This is a genomic window from Chloroflexus islandicus, from assembly GCF_001650695.1.
Taxonomy (GTDB): Bacteria; Chloroflexota; Chloroflexia; order Chloroflexales; family Chloroflexaceae; genus Chloroflexus; species Chloroflexus islandicus.
Map to the genome: position 1 here is coordinate 44,468 of NZ_LWQS01000049.1, position 23,299 is coordinate 67,766.

The 23,299-nt window shown below is 61.9% G+C and carries 11 protein-coding genes; 10 read left to right on the top strand and 1 reads right to left on the bottom strand.

The window, feature by feature from the left end:
• Nucleotides 1-661: 661 nt before the first annotated feature.
• The gene (locus A6A03_RS08775; protein ID WP_066786524.1) at nucleotides 662-1,435 is read left to right on the top strand and encodes a hypothetical protein; all 774 of its coding nucleotides are present in this window, start codon (nucleotides 662-664) and stop codon (nucleotides 1,433-1,435) included.
• Nucleotides 1,436-1,461: 26 nt separating this feature from the next.
• Here the strand turns inward: A6A03_RS08775 and A6A03_RS08780 are convergent, their stop codons facing one another.
• A complete protein-coding gene (locus A6A03_RS08780) occupies nucleotides 1,462-3,900 on the bottom strand; it encodes a hypothetical protein (RefSeq protein WP_066786527.1) in 2,439 nt (812 codons plus the stop codon).
• A gap of 218 nt (nucleotides 3,901-4,118) precedes the next feature.
• Between A6A03_RS08780 and A6A03_RS08785 the strand changes: the two genes are divergently transcribed.
• From A6A03_RS08785 to A6A03_RS20835, 9 genes are all read left to right on the top strand, one after another.
• Entirely contained in the window at nucleotides 4,119-6,158 is a 2,040-nt protein-coding gene (locus tag A6A03_RS08785) for an alpha-1,4-glucan--maltose-1-phosphate maltosyltransferase (RefSeq protein WP_066786530.1), read from the top strand.
• 75 nt (nucleotides 6,159-6,233) lie between these two features.
• Nucleotides 6,234-9,596 carry a maltose alpha-D-glucosyltransferase gene (gene treS / locus A6A03_RS08790; protein ID WP_066786536.1) on the top strand — a complete coding sequence of 1,121 codons (3,363 nt, stop codon included), beginning with the start codon at nucleotides 6,234-6,236 and terminating at the stop codon, nucleotides 9,594-9,596.
• Between the two features lie 846 nt (nucleotides 9,597-10,442).
• Entirely contained in the window at nucleotides 10,443-12,476 is a 2,034-nt protein-coding gene (gene glgB / locus A6A03_RS08795; RefSeq protein WP_066786539.1) for a 1,4-alpha-glucan branching protein GlgB, read from the top strand.
• A 319-nt stretch (nucleotides 12,477-12,795) separates the two neighbouring features.
• Nucleotides 12,796-14,571 carry a malto-oligosyltrehalose trehalohydrolase gene (gene treZ, locus A6A03_RS08800; protein ID WP_066786546.1) on the top strand — a complete coding sequence of 592 codons (1,776 nt, stop codon included), beginning with the start codon at nucleotides 12,796-12,798 and terminating at the stop codon, nucleotides 14,569-14,571.
• A gap of 89 nt (nucleotides 14,572-14,660) precedes the next feature.
• Nucleotides 14,661-17,099: a DUF3536 domain-containing protein gene (locus tag A6A03_RS08805; protein ID WP_066786549.1), complete on the top strand. Its 2,439-nt coding sequence runs from the start codon at nucleotides 14,661-14,663 to the stop codon at nucleotides 17,097-17,099.
• Entirely contained in the window at nucleotides 17,096-20,056 is a 2,961-nt protein-coding gene (locus tag A6A03_RS08810; protein WP_066786552.1) for a malto-oligosyltrehalose synthase, read from the top strand. The genes A6A03_RS08805 and A6A03_RS08810 overlap by 4 nt, the downstream gene beginning before the upstream one ends.
• Nucleotides 20,057-20,243: 187 nt before the next feature.
• Nucleotides 20,244-21,272 carry a thiamine pyrophosphate-dependent dehydrogenase E1 component subunit alpha gene (locus A6A03_RS08815; RefSeq protein ID WP_066786555.1) on the top strand — a complete coding sequence of 343 codons (1,029 nt, stop codon included), beginning with the start codon at nucleotides 20,244-20,246 and terminating at the stop codon, nucleotides 21,270-21,272.
• Nucleotides 21,273-21,604: 332 nt separating this feature from the next.
• On the top strand, nucleotides 21,605-22,588 hold the full coding sequence (locus tag A6A03_RS08825) for an alpha-ketoacid dehydrogenase subunit beta (RefSeq protein WP_066786561.1): 984 nt from the start codon (nucleotides 21,605-21,607) through the stop codon (nucleotides 22,586-22,588).
• A gap of 126 nt (nucleotides 22,589-22,714) precedes the next feature.
• Nucleotides 22,715-23,299: biotin/lipoyl-containing protein (locus A6A03_RS20835; protein WP_245668917.1), on the top strand; the 585-nt coding region annotated here is incomplete at its 3' end.

Below are 23,299 nucleotides of genomic sequence, written 5' to 3' on the forward strand. Positions count from 1 at the left end.
TCCCAGCTTCGCTGGACGCCGCCGCTCCCTCGCAATGACAACCGGGCACGCCTCCTCCGCTCCCTTCAAGGGCGGACAGAACCTCTGTCCGGCACCCGGCCCTGAAGGGCCGGGCTAGAGTTACGAAGCCCGCTGCGCGGGCTGGCCCTCACCCCCGGCCCCTCTCCCACTGGCGCGGGAGAGGGGAGCGCAGCGCCGGACTGTAAGGCATCGCACAGCGATCAACGGTTGTGACCGGCTACATGTGCTGTCCGCCCCTCAACGCGCGCACGGGAGAGGTGCTGAAAGAGGTTGCTTGCGCTGAAGCGGGAGATTGCTTCGGGCGCTGCGCGCCTCGCAAGGACAGATAGCCCATGTCATTGCGAGCCGCCGGAGGCGGCGAAGCAATCCCCCGCGAGGACGGGAGGGATGCCTGTAGGCCATTGGTCTGCGCTGAAGCGGATGGAAGCGGGGCCGAAAGAGGTTGCTTGCGCTGAAGCGGGGGATTGCTGCGGTCGGGCGGCTCCCAGCTTCGCTGGACGCCGCCACTCCCTTGCAATGACAGTCGGAAAGCGCCGCTGCGCCCTCGCAAGGACAACCGGGCACGCCCCGCTGTTCCCCCTTTGTTGCTATAATGCGGCGTAGTTCTTCAGGAAGCAGTCACCTATATATTGAGGACACCATGCAGATCACTATCCGGCCAGTAGCCACATACGCCGAATATCGGGCCTGCGAACAACTTCAGCAAGTGGTGTGGGGCGATGAGTTTGTGGTGCCGCTCAACCTGCTGGTGACGGTGCAGCGCAATGGCGGGTTGGTGTTGGGCGCGTTTGCCGGCGATGAGCTGGTAGGCTTTGTCTTTGGCTTTTTGGCCCGCACTGCCGATGGCCGCTTGAAGCATGCCTCGCACATGGCGGCGGTGCGGCCTGATCTGCGTGATGCGCGCATCGGCGAGCGACTGAAGCGGGCGCAGCGTGAGTTTGCCTTGGCGCAAGACCTCGAATTGATGACGTGGACGTATGATCCGCTTTTGGCGCGCAATGCTCATCTCAATATCCACAAGCTGGGCGCGATTTGCCGCACCTATTTGCGCAATGTGTATGGGCCTGAGCCGGAGCTGGTCGATGGCGTGTTGCCAAGTGATCGGTTTCAGGTTGAGTGGTGGTTGGTGCAATCACCGGTGGCGCGCCCGTCTGCCGAGCAGGTGGCGGCAGCGCCTGTGATCAATCCGTCGCTCGATGCGCCGCCGGCTATGACAGGTGAAGCGGTGGCGCGTTTGCGCATTCCGCTCGATTTCAGCGCTGTGCAGCAACGCGATCCGAGTGCGGCGCAGGCGTGGCGTTACCATTTCCGCGCCTGCGCCGAAGCCGCCTTTGCCGCTGGGTATGTGGTGGTGGATTTTGGCCGTGCCGATCACCACTATGGCCACTATACGTTGGTGCGGCCCGCGCCGTAGGGGCGCGGGCGCAGCGCGCTGCGCCCCTACGGCGCGATCGGGCGCGGTGGTGCGGTTGGGCGCGGCGGCGCGGTCGGGGTGCTGGTTGGTGCGGGAGTTGGGCGCGGCGGCGCGGTCGGGGTGCTGGTTGGTGCGGGAGTTGGCCGCGGCGGCGTGGTCGAGGTGGCAGTGGGTTCCACGGGTGGGCGTGGCGGCGTGGTCGAGGTGGCAGTGGGTTCCACGGGTGGGCGTGGCGGCGCGGTTGGGGTGGCGGTGGGTTCCACGGTTGGGCGCGGCGGCGTGGTTGGGGTGGCAGTGGGGGTACTGGTCGGCACGGGCGTGGCAGTGGGGGTGCTGGTCGGTACGGGCGTGGCGGTCGGGGTGCTGGTCGGAGGCAGCGGGAGGCCATCACGCGCGCGCGCATAGTTCAAATCGCCAGCGATCGCGCCGTGGTAGCCAATGTGGGGGCGATTGGCCCGATCAAGAGCGAGTGACGCATCAATGCCCGCTTGTGCGTTGCCATCAACGATCTGCTGCATCCATACGGCGCCGTTCCAGTAAGCGTATTGGAGGACGCCGTTGGTAGCGTCGTAGTACGCGAGGTGCGGTTGTTCGGCTCTATCGAGCGCAAGGGAGGCGTAGCGGCCCACATCCTCCGCGGCGGCCACCGTTTCGATCTGCCAGCCGTTGCCATTCCCCCGCGCGTATTTCAAATCGCCATTGGTGGCATCGTAGTACGCGATGTGCAGATTCCCAGCGCTATCAAGGGCCAGTGAGGCATAGCGGCCTACATCCCCCTCAGCATCCACGGTTGCGATCTGCCAGCCGTTGCCGTTCCAGCGGGCATATTTCAGATCGCCATTCGTGGCGTCGTAGTAGGCGATGTGCGGATAGTCGAACCGGTCGAGCGCCAGTGCCGTATACTGCCCAACATCACCGCTCGCATCGACGATCCGGATACGCCAACGCTGGCCGTTCCACTGCGCATAAAGCAGATCGCCATTCGTGGCGTCATAGTAGGCGAGGTGCGGCCAATTGCGGCTATCGAGCGCCAATGTGACATACTCGCCCGTTTGGCCGTAGCTATCCACCCGTTGGTATTCCCAGCGATTGGCGCGCCAGCGCGCATATTTGAGATCGCCATTGGCGGCGTCGTAGTACGCAATGTGCGGCTGATCGGCGCGATCGAGTGCGAGGTGGGCAAACTGCCCGACCCGCGGCGCCTGATCGACGATTTGCGTCACCCAGTAAGCGCCCGTCCACCGTGCGTATGCCAGATTGCCGCTGGTCATGTTGTAATAGGCTAGCTGCGGATGGCCGGCGCTATCAAGAGCGAGTGAGGCGTAGCGGCCAACCTGACCGGACTGTTCAACCAGCTCGATCTGCCAGAAGCCATTGCTGGGGCGGGCGTACCAAATGGCATTCTGATCCCAACTGTGTTCGGTGAACAAGCTGAGTTGCGGTTGGTTGGCTGCATCAAGGTCGAGACTGAGGGCACGGATGGCGTTGTTGGCCGCGATGACGGTTTGCCGCTGCCATGCGGCGCCATTCCAGAACGTATACTGCACGCTTGCTTGCGAGGCGTTGTAGTATCCGATATGCGGCTGATCGAACGAATCAAGCGTCAGTGTGACATACCAGCCGGTGATGTCTGTTTCATCAACCACGTGGATGACCCAACCTGCGCCATCCCAGTACGCATATTTCAGATCGGCATTAGCCGAGTCGTAGTAGGCAAGATGAGGGTGGCCCTGCCGGTCGAGGGCCTGTGACAAAAACTGGCCGGCGTGGCGGTCAACCGTTTGCACCTGCCACGCGCTGCCCGTCCACAGCGCATGCTGTAAGGTGGCGGTGGCGGCAGCAAAAAAGCTGATGTGCGGGCGATCGCTGGCGTCAAGAGCGAGGGTGACGGCGACGCCGGCATCGTGTTGGGTGTCAATGGTCTGAATTTGCCAACCTTGCCCATCCCAGCGCGCATACTTCAGCGCGCTATGCGTCCAGTCGTAGTAGGCAAGGTGCGCATAGCCGGTGCGATCGAGGGCGAGGGCCGGGTAGTGGCCGGTATAAGTGGTGTCATCAACGGTTGCGATCTGCCAGCCGGCGGCGGTGCGATGGGCATATTTCAAGACGCCGTTGCGCCAGTCGTAGTACCCGATGTGCGGCTGATTGGCTTGATCTAACGCGAGGGCAGCGTATTCGCCGGCGCCGGGGTTGTCATCGACGACCTCAATCCGCCAGCCAGCAGCTTCGGCGTAAGCGTAATAGAGCGCGTCGCCGCCAAAGGCGAGATGCGGTTGGCCGGCGCTGTCGATGCGCAGCGTGCGATCGCGCAGCCGGGTGAAGTGGCGCGGCCCATCGACCGTCTCAATCTCCCACGTGATTGTTGCAGCGGGGGAAGGAATAGGCGCGCTGCCGGCCAGTATCTGGCCGTTGAGCATGCCCGCAAGCGCGAAGATAAAGGCGATGGCCAACACAATGCGCAGCAACTGCGACTCCTTTCAGACAGTTGTCCTGCGCACAACCGGGGACGCGGGAGAATGAGCGATGGTGATAGTATAGCACAAGGCCAATGTTAACCAATCAGTACCGCATGCAACCAGTTTGACACATCCCGCCGAGCACCGTACAATCGAAAGTGGGGAAGGGTGAACAAGGCATCACCCCACGCGCAAAGTCACGATATGTCATACGTCGAGGAGGCTCCATGACCGTCAAGGCGCCACGTTCTCGCTCGCGCCGCGCAGCGGCGGCAGTCGCTCCTGATCTGGCAGCAGTTGGTGAAGGGCGGCGCCGGGTTATTATCGAGGCGGTTGAACCGGCAATCGATGGCGGGCGGTATCCGGTCAAGCGGATTGTGGGTGATGTGCTGACGGTACGGTGCGATCTGTTTGCCGACGGTCATGATGAGTTGGCAGCGGTGGTGCGCCACCGTCCGGTCGGGGCTAAGACGTGGCACGAAGCGCCGTTGCGCCCGCTGGTCAACGATCGTTGGGAAGGACAGTTTACCCTCAATAGCATTGGCCGCCACGAGTTTCAGATTGTGGCGTGGATCGATCGCTTTGCGACGTGGGTGCATCAGCTTGAGAAGCGGCTGGCCGCCGGTCAAGATGTGCGGGTCGATTTGCAGATCGGGGCGGCGCTTGTTGGCGAAGCGGCGCGCCATGCCAGCGGCGCCGATTCGGCGGTGTTGCACGTGGCTGAGGCGGCGCTGATTGCTGGTGATGTTGACACCGCCTTTGCCGGCGAAATTCATTCATTGATGGCCGTTCACTTACCGCGCCGGTTTGCTACCGAGTCAGAGGTGTATCCGGTGACGGTTGAGCGGGAGCGGGCGCGGTTTTCCGCGTGGTACGAGTTGTTCCCTCGGTCGACCGCCGATGAACCGGGTCGCCACGGCACTTTCCGCGATGTGATTAAGCGCCTGCCCTACGTGGCCGAATTGGGCTTTGACGTGCTCTATCTACCGCCGATCCATCCGATCGGCTATACCTTCCGCAAAGGCCGCAACAACAGCCTCACCGCTGGCCCCAACGATCCGGGCAGCCCGTGGGCGATCGGCAATGCTGACGGCGGCCACATGAGCGTCCATCCCGAATTGGGCACGCTCGAAGATTTTCGGGCATTAGTGGCGGCGGCGCGCACCTATGGCATCGAGGTGGCGCTCGACATCGCCTTCCAATGCTCGCCTGATCACCCCTACGTGCGCGAGCATCCGCAGTGGTTCCGCGCCCGGCCTGATGGCACGATCCAGTACGCCGAGAATCCGCCCAAGAAATATCAGGATATCTATCCGTTCGATTTTGAGTCGGATGATTGGCAGGGGCTATGGCAAGAGCTGCGCCGGATCTTTGCCTTCTGGATCGAGCAGGGCGTGCGCATCTTTCGGGTCGATAACCCACATACCAAGAGTCTGCGCTTCTGGGATTGGTGCCTCAATTCGCTCAAGGCCGAGCATCCCGATCTGATCTTCCTTTCGGAAGCATTTACCCGCCCGAAGGTGATGTACCATCTGGCTAAGATCGGCTTTACCCAGAGCTATACCTACTACACGTGGCGCACTACCAAGCACGAGATTACCCAGTATCTACAGGAACTGACCACGCCGCCGGTGAGCGATCTCTTTATTCCCAACTTCTGGCCAAATACGCCTGATATTTTGACCCCGCAATTCTACGCCGGCCAGCGTTCCGTCTTCCTGACGCGGGCGGCGATGGCGGCGACGCTGACGGCGAGCTGGGGGATGTACGGCCCGGCTTACGAGCTGATGGAGCATGTGCCGGTGCCGGGCCGGGAAGAGTATATTGACAACGAGAAGTATGAGATCAAGCGGTGGAACCTCGATGCGCCGCATAGTCTGCGCGGCTTTATTGCCCAACTTAACCGGATTCGCCGCGAGCATCCCGCGCTGCACCGCAACGATACGCTGCGCTTCCACCGGGTTGACATTGACTTCCACGAGCACGAGTGGTTGTTAGCCTATAGCAAGACCTCGCCCGACGGGAAAGATATTATTCTGGTGGTCGTCAATCTTGATCCCGAACGCACGCAGCGCGGTTGGGTGCAGGTGCCGGTGGCCGAGTGGGGTCTCAATAGCATGTATCAAGCCCACGACCTGTTGACCGATGCTCGCTATACGTGGTCGGGCGAGTTTAATTATGTTGAACTCAGCCCGCAAGCGCCGGTGCATATCTTCTGCATTCGCCGCTTGCGCCGCGATGAGCGCGGATTTGAGTATTTCGCCTAACGGTATGCGCAACGCCGCGCAGAGACGACGACGTTGAATAAGGGGATTACGCTGGACGAATGATGAGGATGCACCATGACCCGTACCCGCCCGGCCAAGGCGCCGACGATTCTGGCCGATGATCCGCTCTGGTATAAAGATGCGGTGATCTACGAGCTGCATGTGCGCGCGTTTTGCGATAGCAACGGCGACGGGATTGGCGATTTTCCCGGCCTGACTAGCAAGCTCGATTATTTGCAGGATTTGGGGGTGACGGCGATCTGGCTGCTTCCGTTCTATCCTTCGCCGCTGCGTGATGATGGCTATGATATTGCCGATTACACCAACATCCATCCTAACTACGGCACCCTCGCTGACTTTAAGGTTTTTATTCGCGAGGCCCATCGCCGTGGCCTGCGCGTGATTACCGAGCTGGTCTGCAACCACACCTCTGACCAGCACCCGTGGTTCCAGCGCGCCCGCCGCGCCAAACCCGGCTCTTCGGCGCGCAATTTTTACGTGTGGTCAGATACGCCCGACCGCTACAAAGACGCGCGGATTATTTTCAAGGATTTCGAGACCAGCAACTGGACGTGGGATCCGGTGGCGCAGGCCTATTATTGGCACCGGTTCTACAGCCACCAGCCTGACCTCAACTTCGAGAACCCAGCGGTACAGCGGGCGGTGTTTAAGGCGATGGAGTTCTGGCTCGATCTCGGTGTTGATGGCATGCGGCTCGACGCCATCCCCTACCTCTACGAGGCTGAGGGCACCAATTGCGAGAATCTGCCCGAAACTCACGCCTTTCTCAAACGCTTGCGCCGGCACATGGACGAGAAGTACCATGGGCGGATGTTTCTGGCCGAGGCGAACCAGTGGCCGGAAGATTCGGTCGCCTATTTCGGCGATGGCGATGAGTGCCACATGGCCTTCCACTTCCCGGTCATGCCGCGGCTCTTTATGTCGGTGCATCTAGAGGATCGTTATCCGATTATTGATATTATGCGGCAAACGCCGCCGATTCCCGATAATTGCCAGTGGGCGATCTTCTTGCGTAACCACGACGAGTTGACCCTCGAAATGGTGACTGATGAAGAACGCGACTATATGTACCGGGTCTACGCCCGCGATCCGCAGGCCCGCATCAACCTCGGCATTCGCCGCCGGTTGGCTCCGCTGCTCGGCAACCACCGGCGCAAGATCGAGCTGATGAATGGCCTGCTCTTCTCGTTGCCGGGCACGCCGGTGCTCTACTACGGCGACGAGATCGGCATGGGTGATAACATCTACCTCGGTGATCGCAACGGGGTGCGCACACCGATGCAGTGGAGCGGTGACCGCAACGCCGGTTTTTCCCGCGCTAACCCGCAGCAGCTCTACCTGCCGGTGATTACCGACCCCGAATATCACTACGAGACGGTCAATGTCGAGACGCAAAGCGCCAACCAGCACTCGCTGCTCTGGTGGACGAAGCGGCTGATCGCGTTGCGCAAGCGGTATGCGGCGTTTGGTCGCGGCACGCTTGAATTTCTCTACCCCGAAAACCGCAAGGTGCTCTGCTTCTTGCGCAAAACCGAAGACCAAATCTTGCTCGCGGTCTTCAATCTGTCGCGGTTTGTGCAAGGCGTCGAACTCGATCTCTCGCCCTACCGCGGCCTGATGCCGGTCGAGCTGTTTGGGCAAGTTGAGTTCCCGCCGATTGGCGACCAACCCTACTTCCTGACCCTTGGCCCGCATAGCTTCTACTGGTTTACGCTCGTGCCGCAGCGGGTGGAAGGGGTGCGGGTGACGGCGCCGCAACCCGAAACCGAGCTGGTTGAGATACCGGTTGATGCGATCGAGTGGGATGCCATCTTTTACGATGGCCGCCAAGAGCGGCTAGAGCGGGTCTTGCCCGACTATCTGCGCAACCGGCGCTGGTTTGGCGCCAAGACGCGCAAGATCAAGCAGGTCAACATCACCGAATTCGCCCGGCTCGATTATGCCGGCGGCCCGGCCTACCTCACGCTGCTGAATGTGCAGTACGTGGAAGGCAGTCCCGAAACGTATTTGTTGCCGATGGCCTACGCCGAAGGTGAGCGGGCCGATCAGATTCTGGCCGATCAGCGCCACGTGGCGATTGCCCGCCTGAAGGTGGGGCGGCGGCCCGAAGCGGGGGTGCTGTACGATCCGCTCGGCGAACGGCGCTTTGCCGCGGCGCTGCTCGAACTGACGATTGGCCGCCGGCGCTTGCGCGGCGAGGCTGGCGGCGAGTTGGTGGGAGGCACGACCCGCGCTCTGCGCAAATTGATCAGCGGCAGCGACGGCCTTGAGCCGAGCCTGATGCGCGGCGAGCAGAGCAATTCGTCGATCAATTTTGGTAGCCGGCTGATTATGAAGCTGTTCCGCAAGATCGAGCCGGGCCGCAATCCCGATCTTGAGCTGGGCCGCTACTTGACCGAAGAGGCTGGGTTTGCCCACACGCCGCCGGTGGCCGGCTACATCGAATACCTGCGCGGCAAAGACGAGCCGCTGACGCTGGCGATTGTGCAGGGATACGTGCAAAACGAGGGTGACGCCTTCGATTACGCGCTCGATGTAGTGCGGCGGTATTACGATACGGTGCTCACCCGGCCCGATCTGACCCCGCCGGCGGTGAAGGGGAGTGTCGCCGAGCTGCTGGCGGCTGCTGAACAATCGCCGGCGCCGTTGGCCGAAGAGCTGATCGGCGGCTACCTCGAAGCGGCGCGCTTGCTCGGCCAGCGCACCGCCGAGATGCATCAGGCGCTGGCCAAAGGGAGCGGGCCGGCGATGGCGCCGGAACCCTTCTCCACCCTCTACCAGCGCTCGATCTATCAGAGCATTCGCAGCCTGATCGGGCGCACCTTGCAAGACCTGCGCAAGTTGTTGCCATCGTTGCCGGCAACGGTGCGTCCCGCCGCCGAGCGCGTCGCGCAGAGCGAGGAAGTGCTGCTGGCCCGCTTGCAACGCATTACCGGCGACAAGATCGAGACGGTGCGCATCCGCATTCACGGCGACTACCATCTTGAGCAGGTGCTCTTTACCGGCAAAGATTACGTGATCATCGACTTCGAGGGCGAACCGCTGCGCCCAATCAGCGAACGGCGGATCAAGCGGTCGCCGCTGCGCGATGTGGCAGGGATGCTGCGCTCGTACCAGTACGCTGCGTATGCCGCTCTCTTTGCCCGTGATAGCGTCGCCAGCAGCGCCGACGAATTCGAGCGGCTGCAACGCTGGGCCGATTTCTGGAGTTTCTGGGTCTGCGCGTCGTTCCTGCACGGCTACCTCGCCACGGCGGGCAACGAACCATTTGTGCCCGCCGATCGCGCCGATTTGGAAGCGTTGCTTGAGACCTTTGTGGTCGAAAAAGCAGTCTACGAACTGGCGTATGAAATGAACAACCGCCCGGATTGGTTGCCGATCCCGGTCAACGGTATCTTGCGCCAGATTGAGCAGTAGCAGGTGCCGCAAAGAAGGCGGAGGGCGCAGCCAGTCTGTCATTGCGAGGGGGCGTGTCCGATTGTCATTGCGAGGGGGCGTGTCCGATTGTCATTGCGAGGGGGCGTGTCCGATTGTCATTGCGAGGGGGCGAAGCCCCCGAAGCAATCTCCCGCTTCAGCGGGAAAAATGTCTGAGCGGGTAGATACCGTGCTCGCGGGAGATTGCTTCGCCGCGCGGTGCGCGGCTCGCAATGACAAGGGGAGAGCGGGAGCGATGGCGTCGCTGTTGCCCCACCATCGCCCTCCCCCTCCGGGGGTTCAAGGGCGGACAGAACATCTGTCCGGAACTCGGCCCTGAAGGGCCGGGCTAGGGGTACGAAGCCCGCTGCGCGGGCTGATGCCCCCACCCCTTGCCCCTCCCCCGCTGGGGGAGGGGTGATGGGAAACGCAGCACGGGGCTTTACGGCATCGCACAGCGATCAACAGTTGCACTCGATCAACCGTTCTGTCCGCTCCTCAACCTCCGGGGGAGAGTAGGAGGGAGCCAGTATGGTGGGGCGTGGAGCCAGTCTGTCATTGCGCGGGCGCAGCCAATCTGTCATTGCGAGGGGGCGAAGCCCCCGAAGCAATCTCCCGCTTCAGCGGGAAAAATGTCTGAGCGGGTAGATACCGTGCTCGCGGGAGATTGCTTCGCTTCGCTCGCACTGACAACCGGGGAGCGGGAGCGATGCCTGAGCGAATGGCTGCCGTGCTCACAAGCGATTGCCTCGCCTCTGCGGTAAAACTAAAACGTGCAGTACGATAGTACGATAGCCTACGAGTTGCGCATGAGCGCAGCCATGAATACCCACAGGAGGAACCACCCATGAGCGATACTGAAAAACCTCGCCGCACCCGTCGCAAGAAAGAGGCGCCGGTCGAAGAGGCGACCGCGCCGATGATCGCACCGGCTGCCGAGACGCCTACCGCCGTGGCCGACGAGCCGTCGGCGGCGACCAAAGCGATGATGGCCAGCATCCTCAGCGAAGATGATATCTATCTCTTCAATCAGGGCACCCATTACCGCCTGTACGATAAATTCGGCGCCCAACCGGTCACGATTGAAGGCGTTCCCGGCACCTACTTTGCGGTTTGGGCGCCTAACGCCGAATATGTGGCCGTGATCGGCGATTGGAATAACTGGGATGCCGGGGCTAATCCGCTGCGCCAGCGCGGTTTTTCCGGCGTGTGGGAAGGGTTTATTCCCCACGTCGGCAAAGGGATGCGCTATAAGTTCCACATCGCCTCGCGCTATTACGGCTACCGTGAAGACAAGACCGATCCTTTCGGCAGCTACTTTGAAGTTGCGCCGCAGACAGCGGCGATTGTCTGGGATCGCGAGTATACGTGGTCGGATCAGCAGTGGATGGCCGAACGCGGCCAGCGCCAGCGGCTCGATGTGCCCATCTCGATCTACGAAGTGCATCTCGGTTCGTGGCGGCGCAAGCCCGAAGAGGATAATCGCCCGCTGAATTACCGCGAGTTGGCCCACGAGCTGGTTGAGCACGTCAAAGAATGCGGCTTTACCCACGTCGAGTTGTTGCCGGTGACCGAACACCCCTTCTACGGCTCGTGGGGCTACCAGTCAACCGGGATGTTCGCGCCGACTAGCCGTTACGGTACGCCGCAAGATTTCATGTACTTTGTTGATTACCTGCACCAAAACGGAATCGGTGTGATTCTAGACTGGGTGCCGAGCCACTTCCCGACTGACGGCCATGGCCTTGCCTATTTCGACGGCACCCACCTCTATGAGCATGCTGATCCGCGCAAGGGCTATCATCCCGATTGGGGCAGCTACATCTACAACTACGGGCGCAACGAGGTGCGTAGCTTCCTGATCAGCTCAGCCCTCTGCTGGCTCGATAAGTTCCATATCGATGGTCTGCGGGTTGATGCAGTGGCGAGTATGCTCTACCTCGATTACTCGCGCCGGCCCGGCGAGTGGATTCCCAATCAGTACGGCGGGAATGAAAATCTGGAAGCGATTAGCTTCTTGCGCGAACTGAACACACAGATTTACAAGTACTACCCCGACGTGCAGACGATCGCCGAAGAGAGCACGGCATGGCCGATGGTCTCGCGCCCGGTCTATGTTGGCGGGTTGGGCTTCGGCTTCAAGTGGGATATGGGGTGGATGCACGACACGCTGCAATACTTCCACCGCGACCCGATCTATCGCCGCTTCCACCACAATGAGCTGACCTTCCGCGGTCTCTATATGTTCACCGAGAACTATATTCTGCCGCTCTCGCACGATGAAGTCGTGCATGGCAAGGGGTCACTGCTCGACAAGATGGCGGGTGATGTGTGGCAGAAGTTTGCTAATCTGCGCCTGCTGTATAGCTACATGTTTGCCCAACCCGGCAAGAAGCTGCTCTTTATGGGCGGCGAGTTCGGCCAGTGGCGCGAATGGTCGCACGATACCAGCCTTGATTGGCACCTGTTGATGTTCCCGTCGCATCAAGGGGTGCTGCGCACGATCAGCGACCTCAACCGGCTCTACCGCAGTGAGCCGGCGCTGCACGAGTTCGACTGCGATCCGAAGGGGTTTGAGTGGGTGGACGCCAACGATGCCGACGCCAGCGTCTATAGCTTTTTGCGCAAGAGCCGGCACGGCGAGACGATATTGGTCGTGCTGAATGCGACGCCGGTGGTGCGCGAGGATTACCGGGTTGGCGTGCCGGCGGGCGGCTGGTGGCGCGAGCTGTTTAACAGCGACTCTGAGTACTATTGGGGCAGCGGGCAAGGCAACGCCGGCGGGGTGATGGCCGAAGAGACGCCATCGCATGGCCGGCCCTTCTCGTTGCGGCTGCGCTTGCCGCCATTGGGGGCGTTGTTCTTTAAACATAATGGCTAAACGGGGGGCGGGGTGAAAACCTGTCCTAACGGGTTCAAGGGCGGACAGAACGTGTGAGTACAGATACAGTTTATGGCTTTGCGATGCACCGTTTCACCCTCACCCCCATCCCCTCTCCCACTGGCGCAGGAGAGGGGCGTGCAGAGCCGGACGTTGAGACATTACACAGCGATCAACGGTTACACTCGACCAAACGTTCTGTCCGCTTGTCAACCCTAACAGGGGCGAGTTGAAAACCCGTCCCAGCGGCCTGTCCATTGTGGCAACATAGGGCGGGTTCCCAACCCGCCCCTACGCGAACCTGTATCGTGGAATGCGTATGTTTGATTTACCCCTGCCCGGCGCGGTCTACCGGGCCGACGGCACAACGGCGTTCACGCTATGGGCGCCAACGGCGACGACGGTTGAATTGATTGTGCTCGATCCAAAGCCGCATGTGGTGGCGATGCAGCCGATCGGCTACGGCTGTTGGCACGTGGTCACGGCAGCGCCTCCCGGTACGTGCTACCGCTACCGGCTCGACGGATCGCGCGAGCGGCCCGATCCGGCGTCGCGCTGCCAACCCGACGGCGTGCATGGCCCCTCAGCGGTGGTGGATCATCGCTTTGATTGGAGCGATGCGGCGTGGCGCGGAGTGCCGCTCGCTGATCTAGTCATCTACGAGTTGCACGTAGGCACCTTCACGCCAGAAGGTACCTTCGAGGCGATTATTCCCCATCTGCCCATGCTGCGCGATCTCGGCATCACCGCGATCGAGCTGATGCCGGTAGCACACTTCCCCGGCACGCGCAATTGGGGGTACGATGGCGTTTACCTCTACGCGCCGCATACCGCCTACGGCGGTGTGACGGGTCTCAAGCGGCTGGTTGATGCCGCCCATGCTCACGGCATGGCGGTGCTGCTCGATGTGGTCTATAACCATTTCGGCCCTGAAGGCAACTATTTGTGGGACATCGCGCCGCCGGCGTTTACCGACCGCTACCGCACGCCGTGGGGGGCGGCAATCAACTACGACGGGGCCGAGAGTGATCTCGTGCGCTGGTTGATCATCGAAAATGCGCTTGAGTGGCTGCGCGAGTACCATCTTGACGGCTTGCGGCTCGATGCCACCCAAGCTATCTTCGATGTGTCGCCCTACCATGTGCTCGAAGAGCTGGCCGATCGGGTGCGGGCGCAAGCGTTGCGGCTAGGCCGTCCGGCCTACCTCTTCGCCGAGCATCCGCTCAACGATCCGCGCTTTGCCCGTCCCAAAGAGCTGGGTGGATATGGCCTGACCGGCATCTGGTCGGATGATTTCCACCACGCGCTGCACACACTGTTCACCGGTGAGCAAGACGGCTACTACGAGGGTTTTGGCCGCATCGAGCAGATGGCGACGGCGATCGAGCGCAGCTTTGTCTTTGCCGGCGAATACTCGCCGCACGCCCGCCGCCGGTTTGGGCGCGATCCGTCTGATTTGGCCGTCGAGCAATTTGTGGTCTTCGCCCAAAACCACGACCAAGTCGGTAATCGTGCGGTTGGCGACCGGCTGGGAGCGACCCTCAGCGAGGCGCAGATGCGGTTGGCAGCGGCAACGGTGCTGCTCAGCCCGTACACGCCGTTGATCTTTATGGGGGAAGAGTATAATGAACCGGCGCCGTTCCAGTACTTTACCGACCATAGCGATCCGGCCCTGATCACCGGGGTGCGCGAGGGGCGCAAGCGCGAATTTGCCTACTTCCTCCGCCCCGGCCAAGCCGTGCCCGATCCGCAAGACCCGGCCACGTTCATGCGTTCAAAGCTGAATCATAGCTTGCGCACAGTGGGGCGGCACGCGGCGCATCAAGCATTCTACCGCGAACTGTTGCGCATCCGGCGCGAGTTGCCGGGGTTGCGGCAGCGCCCGCGCACCCGCGTGCAAGGGCGGGTGATCGTTGTTGAGTGGCCGGGCATCCGGTTAGTGCTCAATTTCGGCCCCGATCCGGCGTTGATTGAATTGCCGGCCCAAGTGTGGCAGATTCAGCTTGATAGCGCCGACCCGCCGGCAGCGACCCTGAATCAGGCCAGCGTCGTCTGCGCCGGCCACAGCGCGGTGCTGCTGGTAGCAACCGCCTAGAAGTGACACAACGGCGCAAAGGCGTACCCAATCGCGTACAAGCGTCTTTGCGCCAACGCAAATGAAGCTGAAACAACGGAGTACCTACTATGGCCGAGCGGCTGATCTGCATTCACGGCCACTTCTACCAACCGCCACGGGAAAATCCGTGGCTTGAGGCGGTTGAACAGCAAGACTCGGCGTACCCCTATCACGACTGGAACGAGCGGATCACTGCCGAATGCTACGAGGAAAATGCCGCCTCGCGCATTCTCGACAGCCAAAACCAGATTGTCCGCATCGTCAATAACTACAGCCGGATCAGCTTCAACTTCGGGCCAACCCTCTTGACGTGGCTGGCCGCGCATGCGCCACAGGTCTATCAAGCCATTCTCAACGCCGATCAAGAGAGCCAGCGCTATTTTGGCGCCGGCTCGGCGCTGGCGCAGTGCTACAACCACATGATTATGCCGCTGGCCTCGCGGCGCGATAAGGTGACGCAGGTGGTCTGGGGCATCCGCGACTTTGTGCATCGCTTTGGCCGCGAACCAGAGGGGATGTGGTTGCCGGAAACGGCGGTTGACCTCGAAACGCTCGATATCATGGCCGAGCACGGCATTCGCTTTACGATCTTGGCCCCGACCCAAGCCAGCCACGTGCGCAAAATCGGCGAGATGATTTGGCATGATGTGAGCGGCGGGCGGATCGATCCGACCCAGCCGTACCTAGTGAAGCTGGCGAGCGGGCGGGCGATCACGGTCTTTTTCTACGATGGGCCGGTGTCGCGGGCCGTCGCCTTCGAGCGCCTGCTCAGCAGCGGGGTTGGCTTTGCCAACCGCTTGGCCAGCATCTTCAACGACCAGCGTCCGTGGCCGCAACTGGCCCACATCGCTACCGACGGCGAGACCTATGGCCACCACCACCGCCATGGCGATATGGCGCTGGCCTACGCCCTCCACTACATCGAAGAGACCGGCTTGGCCAAGCTGACCAATTATGCCTCGTACCTGCAACGCTACCGCCCTACCCACGAAGTGCAGATCATCGAACGCACGGCGTGGAGTTGTGCGCATGGCGTGGGGCGCTGGTCAACCGATTGTGGCTGCAATACCGGCGGCAATCCGGGTTGGAATCAGGCATGGCGCGCGCCGCTGCGTGCCGCGCTCGACTGGCTGCGCGACACGATCGCCCCCCGCTTCGAGGGCTATGCCCGCCGGTTGCTGGTCGATCCGTGGGCCGCGCGCGATGACTATATCAACGTCATTCTCGACCGTTCACCGGAGAATGTCGCCGCCTTTATTGGCCGGCATGGCCGGGGCCGGCTCGATGAAGGCCAGCGGATTGCGGCGCTGAAGCTGATGGAGTTGCAGCGCCATCTGATGCTGATGTATACCTCGTGCGGCTGGTTTTTCGATGACTTGAGCGGGATCGAGACCATACAGGTGATGATGTACGCTGGGCGGGCGCTCCAACTGGCTCACGAGCTGTTTGGCGAAGACTTTGAGCCGGACTTCCTCGACCGGCTGGCGCAGGCGCGCAGCAACCTACCGGCGCGCGGCAACGGGCGCGACCTCTACGAGCGCCACGTGCGTCCGGCGATGGTCGATCTGCGCAAAGTGGGTGCGCACTACGCGATGACCTCGCTCTTTAATGGCGTGGGCGAGCGTGAACAGATCTATGCCTATACCGTCGAGCGTGAAGATTACCATTTGCTCTTGGCAGGCAAGGCGCGTTTGGCCATGGGCCGGATCCGGATTGAATCCAACGTCACTGGCGAAGCGACCCGGCTCAGCTTCGGCGTGCTTCACCTCGGCGATCACAACATTTCCGGCGGGGTGCGCGAGTATCAGAGCGAGCAGGCCTACCAGCAACTGATCGAAGAGTTGAGCGAACTCTTCTTGCGGGCCGATATTCCCGGCGTTATCCGCTTGGTTGACCGCAACTTCGGCCAAGAGCAGTATTCGCTCAAGCTGCTGTTCGGCGACGAGCAGCGCCAGATCCTCAACCGCATCCTCACCTCAAGTTTGGCGGAAGCTGAAGCGGCCTACCGGCAGATTTACGAAAACCACGCCCCGCTGATGCGGTTTTTGGCCAGTATGGGCATGCCGGTGCCGCGCGAGTTTCAGATCGCCGCCGAGTTTGCCATCAACACTGAACTGCGCCGCTTGTTTGAAGCCGACCCGCTCGATTTCGACCGCATCAACAGTCTGCTGCGCGAGGCGCAACGCTCTGGCGTCACCCTCGATGCCGAAGGGTTGAGTTATGCGCTATCGCGCACCATCCGGCGCATCAGCGAGACCTTCCAACTCACGCCTGAAGATCGGTCGTTGCTGGCCCACCTCGACGCAGCCGTCGGTTTGGCGCGCAATCTGCCGTTTGAGGTTGATGTCTGGCATGCCCAAAATGTCTACTACGAGTTGTTGCAGTCTGTTTATCCGCAGATGAAGGCCGAAGCCGAGGCGGGGTACGCCGATGCCCATGCGTGGGTGCGGCTGTTCCGCGCGCTCGGCGCGAAATTGCGCTTTCGTCTGCCGCCGGGAGAACCATGATTGATGTAGAACCGCGCATTCCATGCGCAACCTACCGTTTGCAACTGAACGCTGATCTGACCTTCACCGATGTCGCTAAGCTGGTTCCCTACTTTGCCGACCTTGGCATAAGCGACCTGTATTTCTCGCCGATCCTGACCCCGCGCGCCGGTAGCCGGCACGGCTACGACATTACCGACCACTCGCAACTCAACCCTGAATTGGGCGGGGCCGAGGGTTTTGCCCAGCTCGCCGAGGCGCTACGCGCCCATCACCTCGGCTTGATCCTCGATGTAGTGCCCAACCACATGGGCATCGGCGATCTGCGCAACTATTGGTGGCGCGATGTGCTCGAAAACGGGCCGAGTTCGGTGTTTGCCCCCTACTTCGACATTGACTGGGATCCGGTGCCGCCTGAATTGCACGGCAAGGTGTTGTTGCCGGTGTTGGGCGATCAATATGGCGTGATTCTCGAACGGGGCGAGTTACGTTTGTCCTACGATGACGATGGCGGGTTTAGCTTGGGCTACTGGGAGCACCGCTTCCCGCTTAATCCGCGCAGTTATGCCGATATTTTGGCCCACCGGCTCGACGATCTATTAGGTGAACTAGGGCCGGATCATCCCGACGCGATTGAGTTGCAGAGCATCATTACCGCGATTGGCTATTTGCCGGCGCGCCACGAGACGGCGCCTGAGCGGGTGATCGAGCGCAACCGCGAAAAAGAGGTGATCAAGCGCCGGATCGCGACGCTGGCGGCGGCCAGCGAACCGGTGCGCCGGATGATCGCGCAGGCGCTGGCCGATTACAACGGCGATCCCGCCGATCCGAAAAGTTTTGACTTGCTTGATGCTTTGATCGCTCGCCAATCGTACCGGCTGGCGTTCTGGCGGGTGGCGACCGAAGAGATCAACTACCGTCGCTTTTTCGATATCAACGATTTGGCCGCCATCCGGGTTGAGCTACCGGAAGTGTTGCAAGCGACCCACGATCTAATCTTGCGCTTGTTGGCTGAGGGGATTGCCACCGGCGCCCGCATCGATCACCCTGATGGCCTGTGGCAGCCAGCAGCCTACTTCCGCCAATTGCAAGAGAGCTACCTGCGCTATGCGGCGGCGGGGCGCTTTGGCGGCAGCGCCCCCGCTGATCTCGATGAGCAGATTCGCGAGCGGTTGGCGCAGGCTGAGCGCGGCGAACGGTTGTGGCCGCTCTATGTGGTAGCCGAGAAGATTCTCAGCCACGGCGAACCGTTGCCCGCCGATTGGGCGGTGGCCGGCACTACCGGTTACGATTTCCTCAACCAGATCGGCGGCGTCTTGATCGACCGCAGCAGCCAGCGCGCGCTCAACCGGCTCTATAGCCAGTTTGCCGGGCCGCAACCCACCTTCGCCAATCTGGTCAACAGCAAAAAGAAGGAGATTATGCTGGTCGCGCTGGCGAGCGAAGTCAACACCCTCAGCCATCTGCTCGACCGGCTGGCCGAGCGCACCCGCCGCTACCGCGACTTTACTCTCAACAGCCTCACCTTCGCCATCCGCGAAGTGATCGCCGGCATGCCGGTCTACCGCAGCTACATCAGCACCAATGGCGTGGTCAGCGAGCGCGACGAGCAGGCGATCCGGGCAGCGGTGCGCGAGGCGAAACGGCGCAACCCGCGCACGGCGGCGCAGATCTTCGACTTTATCGAAGAGACGTTGCTCTTGCGCAATCTCGACCACTTTGCGCCGGAAGTGCGCGATGACGTGGTGCGCTTTGTGATGAAGTTTCAGCAACTGAGCGGGCCGGTGATGGCGAAGGGGGTGGAGGACACGGCCTTCTACGTCTACAACCGGCTGGTCGCGCTCAATGAGGTGGGCGGACACCCCGAACTCTTTGGCAACGACGTGGCCGAGCTGCATCAGGCTGCCCAAGAGCGGCAACGGCACTGGCCGCACAGTATGGTGACAACCTCCACCCACGATACCAAACGCAGCGAAGATGTGCGGGCTCGTATCAGCGTGTTGAGCGAGCTGCCCGACGAATGGCGCAAGCACGTCGTGCAATGGAGCCGGCTGAATGCGGCGAAGCGCAGCCAGATCGAGGGTGGGATGGCGCCGAGCCGCAATGACGAGTATCTGCTCTATCAGACGCTGGTTGGGGCGTGGGAAGGGATGGAGCATCTGCCCCGCTTCACCGAGCGGATGGTCGCCTATATGGAAAAGGCCACCCGTGAGGCGAAGGTCAATACGAGCTGGATCAACCCCAACGCCGAGTACGATGCCGCGGTGCAACGCTTCGTCACCGGCATTCTCGACCCGCGCCGTTCGCGCCGGTTTCTCGAGAGCCTTGATGCGTTCGCCAAGCGGGTCGCGTTTTTCGGTCGTTTCAACAGCCTGACCCAAACTCTCGTGCGGCTGGCGACGCCGGGGGTGCCCGATCTCTATCAGGGATGCGAACTGTGGGATTTGAGTCTGGTTGATCCCGATAACCGGCGACCAGTTGATTTCCAGCGCCGGATGGCGTTGCTGGCCGAGTTGCGCGCGCAACGGGCCGAACGCGGGGCGCAGGCGTTGGCGGAAGCATTGCTGGCTACCGCCGCCGATGGCCGGATCAAGCTCTACACCATTGCCACCGCGCTGGCCTTCCGGCGCGAACGGCCTGATCTCTTCCGCGCTGGCGCTTACCTGCCGCTCACCGCGAGCGGCCCGGCTGCCGAGCACGTGATCGCCTTCGCTCGCCGCCATCCAACTGCCGGTGAAGTGATTGCAGTCGCTCCCCGGCTGACGGCCCGGCTCAGCGGCGGACGGGAAACGCCGCCGGTTGGCGAACTGTGGGATGAGACGTGGCTGCCGCTGCCCGCCGTAGCGCCGGGGTCGTGCTATCGCAATCTGTTTACCGATGAATGCCTGACCGTCGCCGATCATCCGGCGGGGCCGGGGCTGGCGCTGGCCGATATCTTGCGGCGCTGGCCGGTGGCGCTGGCGGTGCGGGAACAGTAACGGCTAAGACTATCCGCAAACCGGCATTTTCGGCTATACTATTCATGGTAGCCTGAACACACGATCGCCGTCGATGGGGACGGAACGTAAGCGTTTACGAGCGTGCGCCTGCGTTGTCGCGCCCCGCTACGGCGAACCGTGGCGGGAATTTGGTATTGGCGCGTACATCAAGAGGGAGGTAGTATCGATGACCGTCTCGATCAACGAAGTCAGCGCCAGTCCGGGATTTGGGCACGATCTGCCGCCGCATACGTTGCGTGACATGCTGCGGTATATGATGTTAGCGCGGGCGCTCGATGAGCGAATGTGGGTGCTCAACCGGGCCGGCAAGGCGCCGTTTGTGATTAGTTGCCAAGGTCACGAAGCGGCGCAGGTGGGAGCGGCGTTTGCGCTGAGTCGCGGGAAGGACTTTGTGCTGCCGTACTATCGCGGCTTGGCGACCGTGCTGGTGATGGGGATGACCCCGACCGAAGTGATGCTAGGTCTCTTTGCCCGCGCCACCGATCCGAGTTCGGGGGGCCGGCAGATGCCGGCTCACTACGGCAGCCGCCGCCTGAAAATTGTGACCCAATCGTCGCCGGTGGGGACGCAGATTGCGCACGCGGCGGGGATTGGTCTGGCCGAGAAGATTAAGCGTGGCGACGCGGTAGCGTGGGTATCTTTTGGTGAGGGCACCACTAGCCAAGGCGACTTTCACGAAGCACTGAATCTGGCAGCCGTTCACCGGCTGCCGGTCATTTTCCAGTGCGAAAATAACGAGTACGCGATTAGCGTTCACCAACGCCAGCAGATGGCGGTGGCCAGCGTGGCCGACCGCGGGCCGGCCTACGGCATGCCCGGCATCAGCGTCGATGGCACCGATGTACTGGCCGTTTACGAAGTCACCCGTCGCGCCGTCGAGCGCGCGCGCCGCGGCGATGGCCCCACGCTGATCGAGGCTCGCGTGGTGCGCATGACGGCCCACTCGAGCGACGACAACGACCGCACCTACCGCCCGCCGCACGAGATTGCGTTGGTGCGCCATCAAGACCCGATCGTGCGGTTTGTCGCCCAACTGCGTGAGCACGGTATCTTGAGCGAAGCTGAAGAGCAGGAGATGCGCGCTGAAGTGGCGGCGACGGTTGACCGCGCGACCGAAGAGGCCGAACGCGCACCGATGCCCGAACCCGAAACGCTGTATGACCACGTGTATGCGCCAGTGCGGCCACGCCGGTAACGCCAAGGCGCAGAGGGAGCAAAGGCGCAGAGGATGGTACACGCAAAGGCGCAGAGACGCAAAGGGATAGTGAGGGATGGGGCAAGTGCGCTTGGGGCGACCTTCCAAACAACCTTCGCGAACTTCGCGTTCTTGGCGTTCTTGGCGGCTTTGCGTTATGGATCCTCATCACCAAGGCGCAGAGACGCAACGGATGATGACACGCAGAGGCGCAGAGACGCAAAGGGATGATGGGGGATGGGGCAAGTGCGCTTGGGGCGACCTTCCAAACAACCTTCGCGAACTTCGCGTTCTTGGCGGCTTTGCGTTAAACGTATTCCTTGGAGGATGGTATGCCTGAGATGAACCTGCTCGAAGCGATCCGGCGAGGCCTCGACGAGGCGATGGCTGCCGATCCGCGAGTCTTTATTTTTGGGGAAGATGTCGGTAAGCGCGGCGGCGTTTTCCGCGTTACCGAAGGCTTATATGACAAATATGGCCCGATGCGCGTGATCGACTCGCCGTTGGCCGAGAGCGTGATCGTCGGCGCGTGCATTGGAGCAGCGATGAACGATACCCTGCCGATCGCCGAAATCCAATTCGCCGACTTTATTGCACCCGCCTTCAACCAGATCGTGCAAGAGGCGGCCCGGATACATTACCGCTCGAATGGCGATTGGGAAGTGCCGCTGGTCATCCGTACCCCCTACGGCGGCGGCATCCACGGCGCGCTCTACCACAGCCAGAGCGTGGAAGCCTTCTTTGCCCACGTGCCCGGCCTCAAGGTGGTGACGCCATCAACCCCCTATGACGCCAAAGGCTTGCTCAAGAGCGCAATCGAAGACCCGAACCCGGTGCTGTTCCTCGAACACAAGAAGACCTACCGCCTGATCAAAGGCTTCGTGCCCGAAGAAGACTACCGCGTGCCGATTGGCCCCGCCGACATCAAGCGTCCCGGCGAGGATATGTCGGTCTTTGCCTATGGTCTCATGCTGCACTACTGCCTCGAAGCGGCGCAGGCGCTCGCCGCCGAAGGGGTGAGCGTCGAGGTGGTTGATCTGCGCACGCTGCGCCCGCTCGACACCGAGACGATCCTCGCCAGCGTGCGCCGCACCGGCAAGGCACTGATCGTCCACGAAGACAATCTGTTTGGCGGGTTTGGCGGCGAAGTGGCGGCGATTATCGCCGAACACGCCTTCGAGTATCTCGACGGGCCGGTGATGCGGATCGGCGGGCCGGATGTGCCGGCAATGCCGTTTGCCCATTCGCTCGAAGCGGCCTTCATGCCCTCGCCAGAGAAGATTGCCGCCGCCATGCGCCGGTTGGCCGCATATTGACAGGTGGGTCATCCCGTAGGGACACAGCGCTGCTGTGTCCCCAAGGACACAGCAGCGCTGTGTCCCCAAGGACACAGCAGCGCTGTGTCCCACGTTCAACGCGCAACGTACTAACAGGTGAGATCCATGATCGACATCAAGATGCCCCAATTGGGCGAGAGCGTCACCGAAGGCACCGTCGGGCGCTGGCTCAAGCGGCCCGGCGAACCGGTGAAGAAATACGAGCCGTTATTGGAAGTGGTGACTGATAAAGTTGATACGGAGGTGCCGGCCCCTGACGCTGGCATCCTGCACGAGATACTGGTACCCGAAGGCGAGACGGTGCGGGTCGGCACGGTGATTGCCCGGCTCGCTCCGGCTGGCGAGGCGGTTACGGCGCCGGCCCCGGCAGCCAGCCCCGTGGTAGCGACAGTTGCCGCGCCGGCAGTGGCCGTCGCCACCGCCACGACAACGACGGCGCCGCCGCCGGCTACCGATGGCCGCAATGCCTACCTCTCGCCGGTAGTGGCCCGGCTATTAGCCGAACACAACCTCGATCCGGCCCAAATCCGCGGTAGTGGGCAAGGCGGGCGGATTACGAAACAAGATGTGCTGCGCTTCATTGCCGAACGCGAGCGGCAACCGGCTGTGACGGCGCCGGCAGTTGCTCCTGCGCCGAGCGTTGCCCCCGCTCCGGCAGTTGCTCCTGCGCCGGCGGGTGCCCCCCCCCCC

Coding starts and splice junctions, on each gene's coding strand:
- A6A03_RS08775 (WP_066786524.1), top strand. CDS start 662: ATGCAGATCACTATCCGGCCAGTAGCCACATACGCCGAATATCGGGCC.
- A6A03_RS08785 (WP_066786530.1), top strand. CDS start 4,119: ATGACCGTCAAGGCGCCACGTTCTCGCTCGCGCCGCGCAGCGGCGGCA.
- treS (WP_066786536.1), top strand. CDS start 6,234: ATGACCCGTACCCGCCCGGCCAAGGCGCCGACGATTCTGGCCGATGAT.
- glgB (WP_066786539.1), top strand. CDS start 10,443: ATGAGCGATACTGAAAAACCTCGCCGCACCCGTCGCAAGAAAGAGGCG.
- treZ (WP_066786546.1), top strand. CDS start 12,796: ATGTTTGATTTACCCCTGCCCGGCGCGGTCTACCGGGCCGACGGCACA.
- A6A03_RS08805 (WP_066786549.1), top strand. CDS start 14,661: ATGGCCGAGCGGCTGATCTGCATTCACGGCCACTTCTACCAACCGCCA.
- A6A03_RS08810 (WP_066786552.1), top strand. CDS start 17,096: ATGATTGATGTAGAACCGCGCATTCCATGCGCAACCTACCGTTTGCAA.
- A6A03_RS08815 (WP_066786555.1), top strand. CDS start 20,244: ATGACCGTCTCGATCAACGAAGTCAGCGCCAGTCCGGGATTTGGGCAC.
- A6A03_RS08825 (WP_066786561.1), top strand. CDS start 21,605: ATGCCTGAGATGAACCTGCTCGAAGCGATCCGGCGAGGCCTCGACGAG.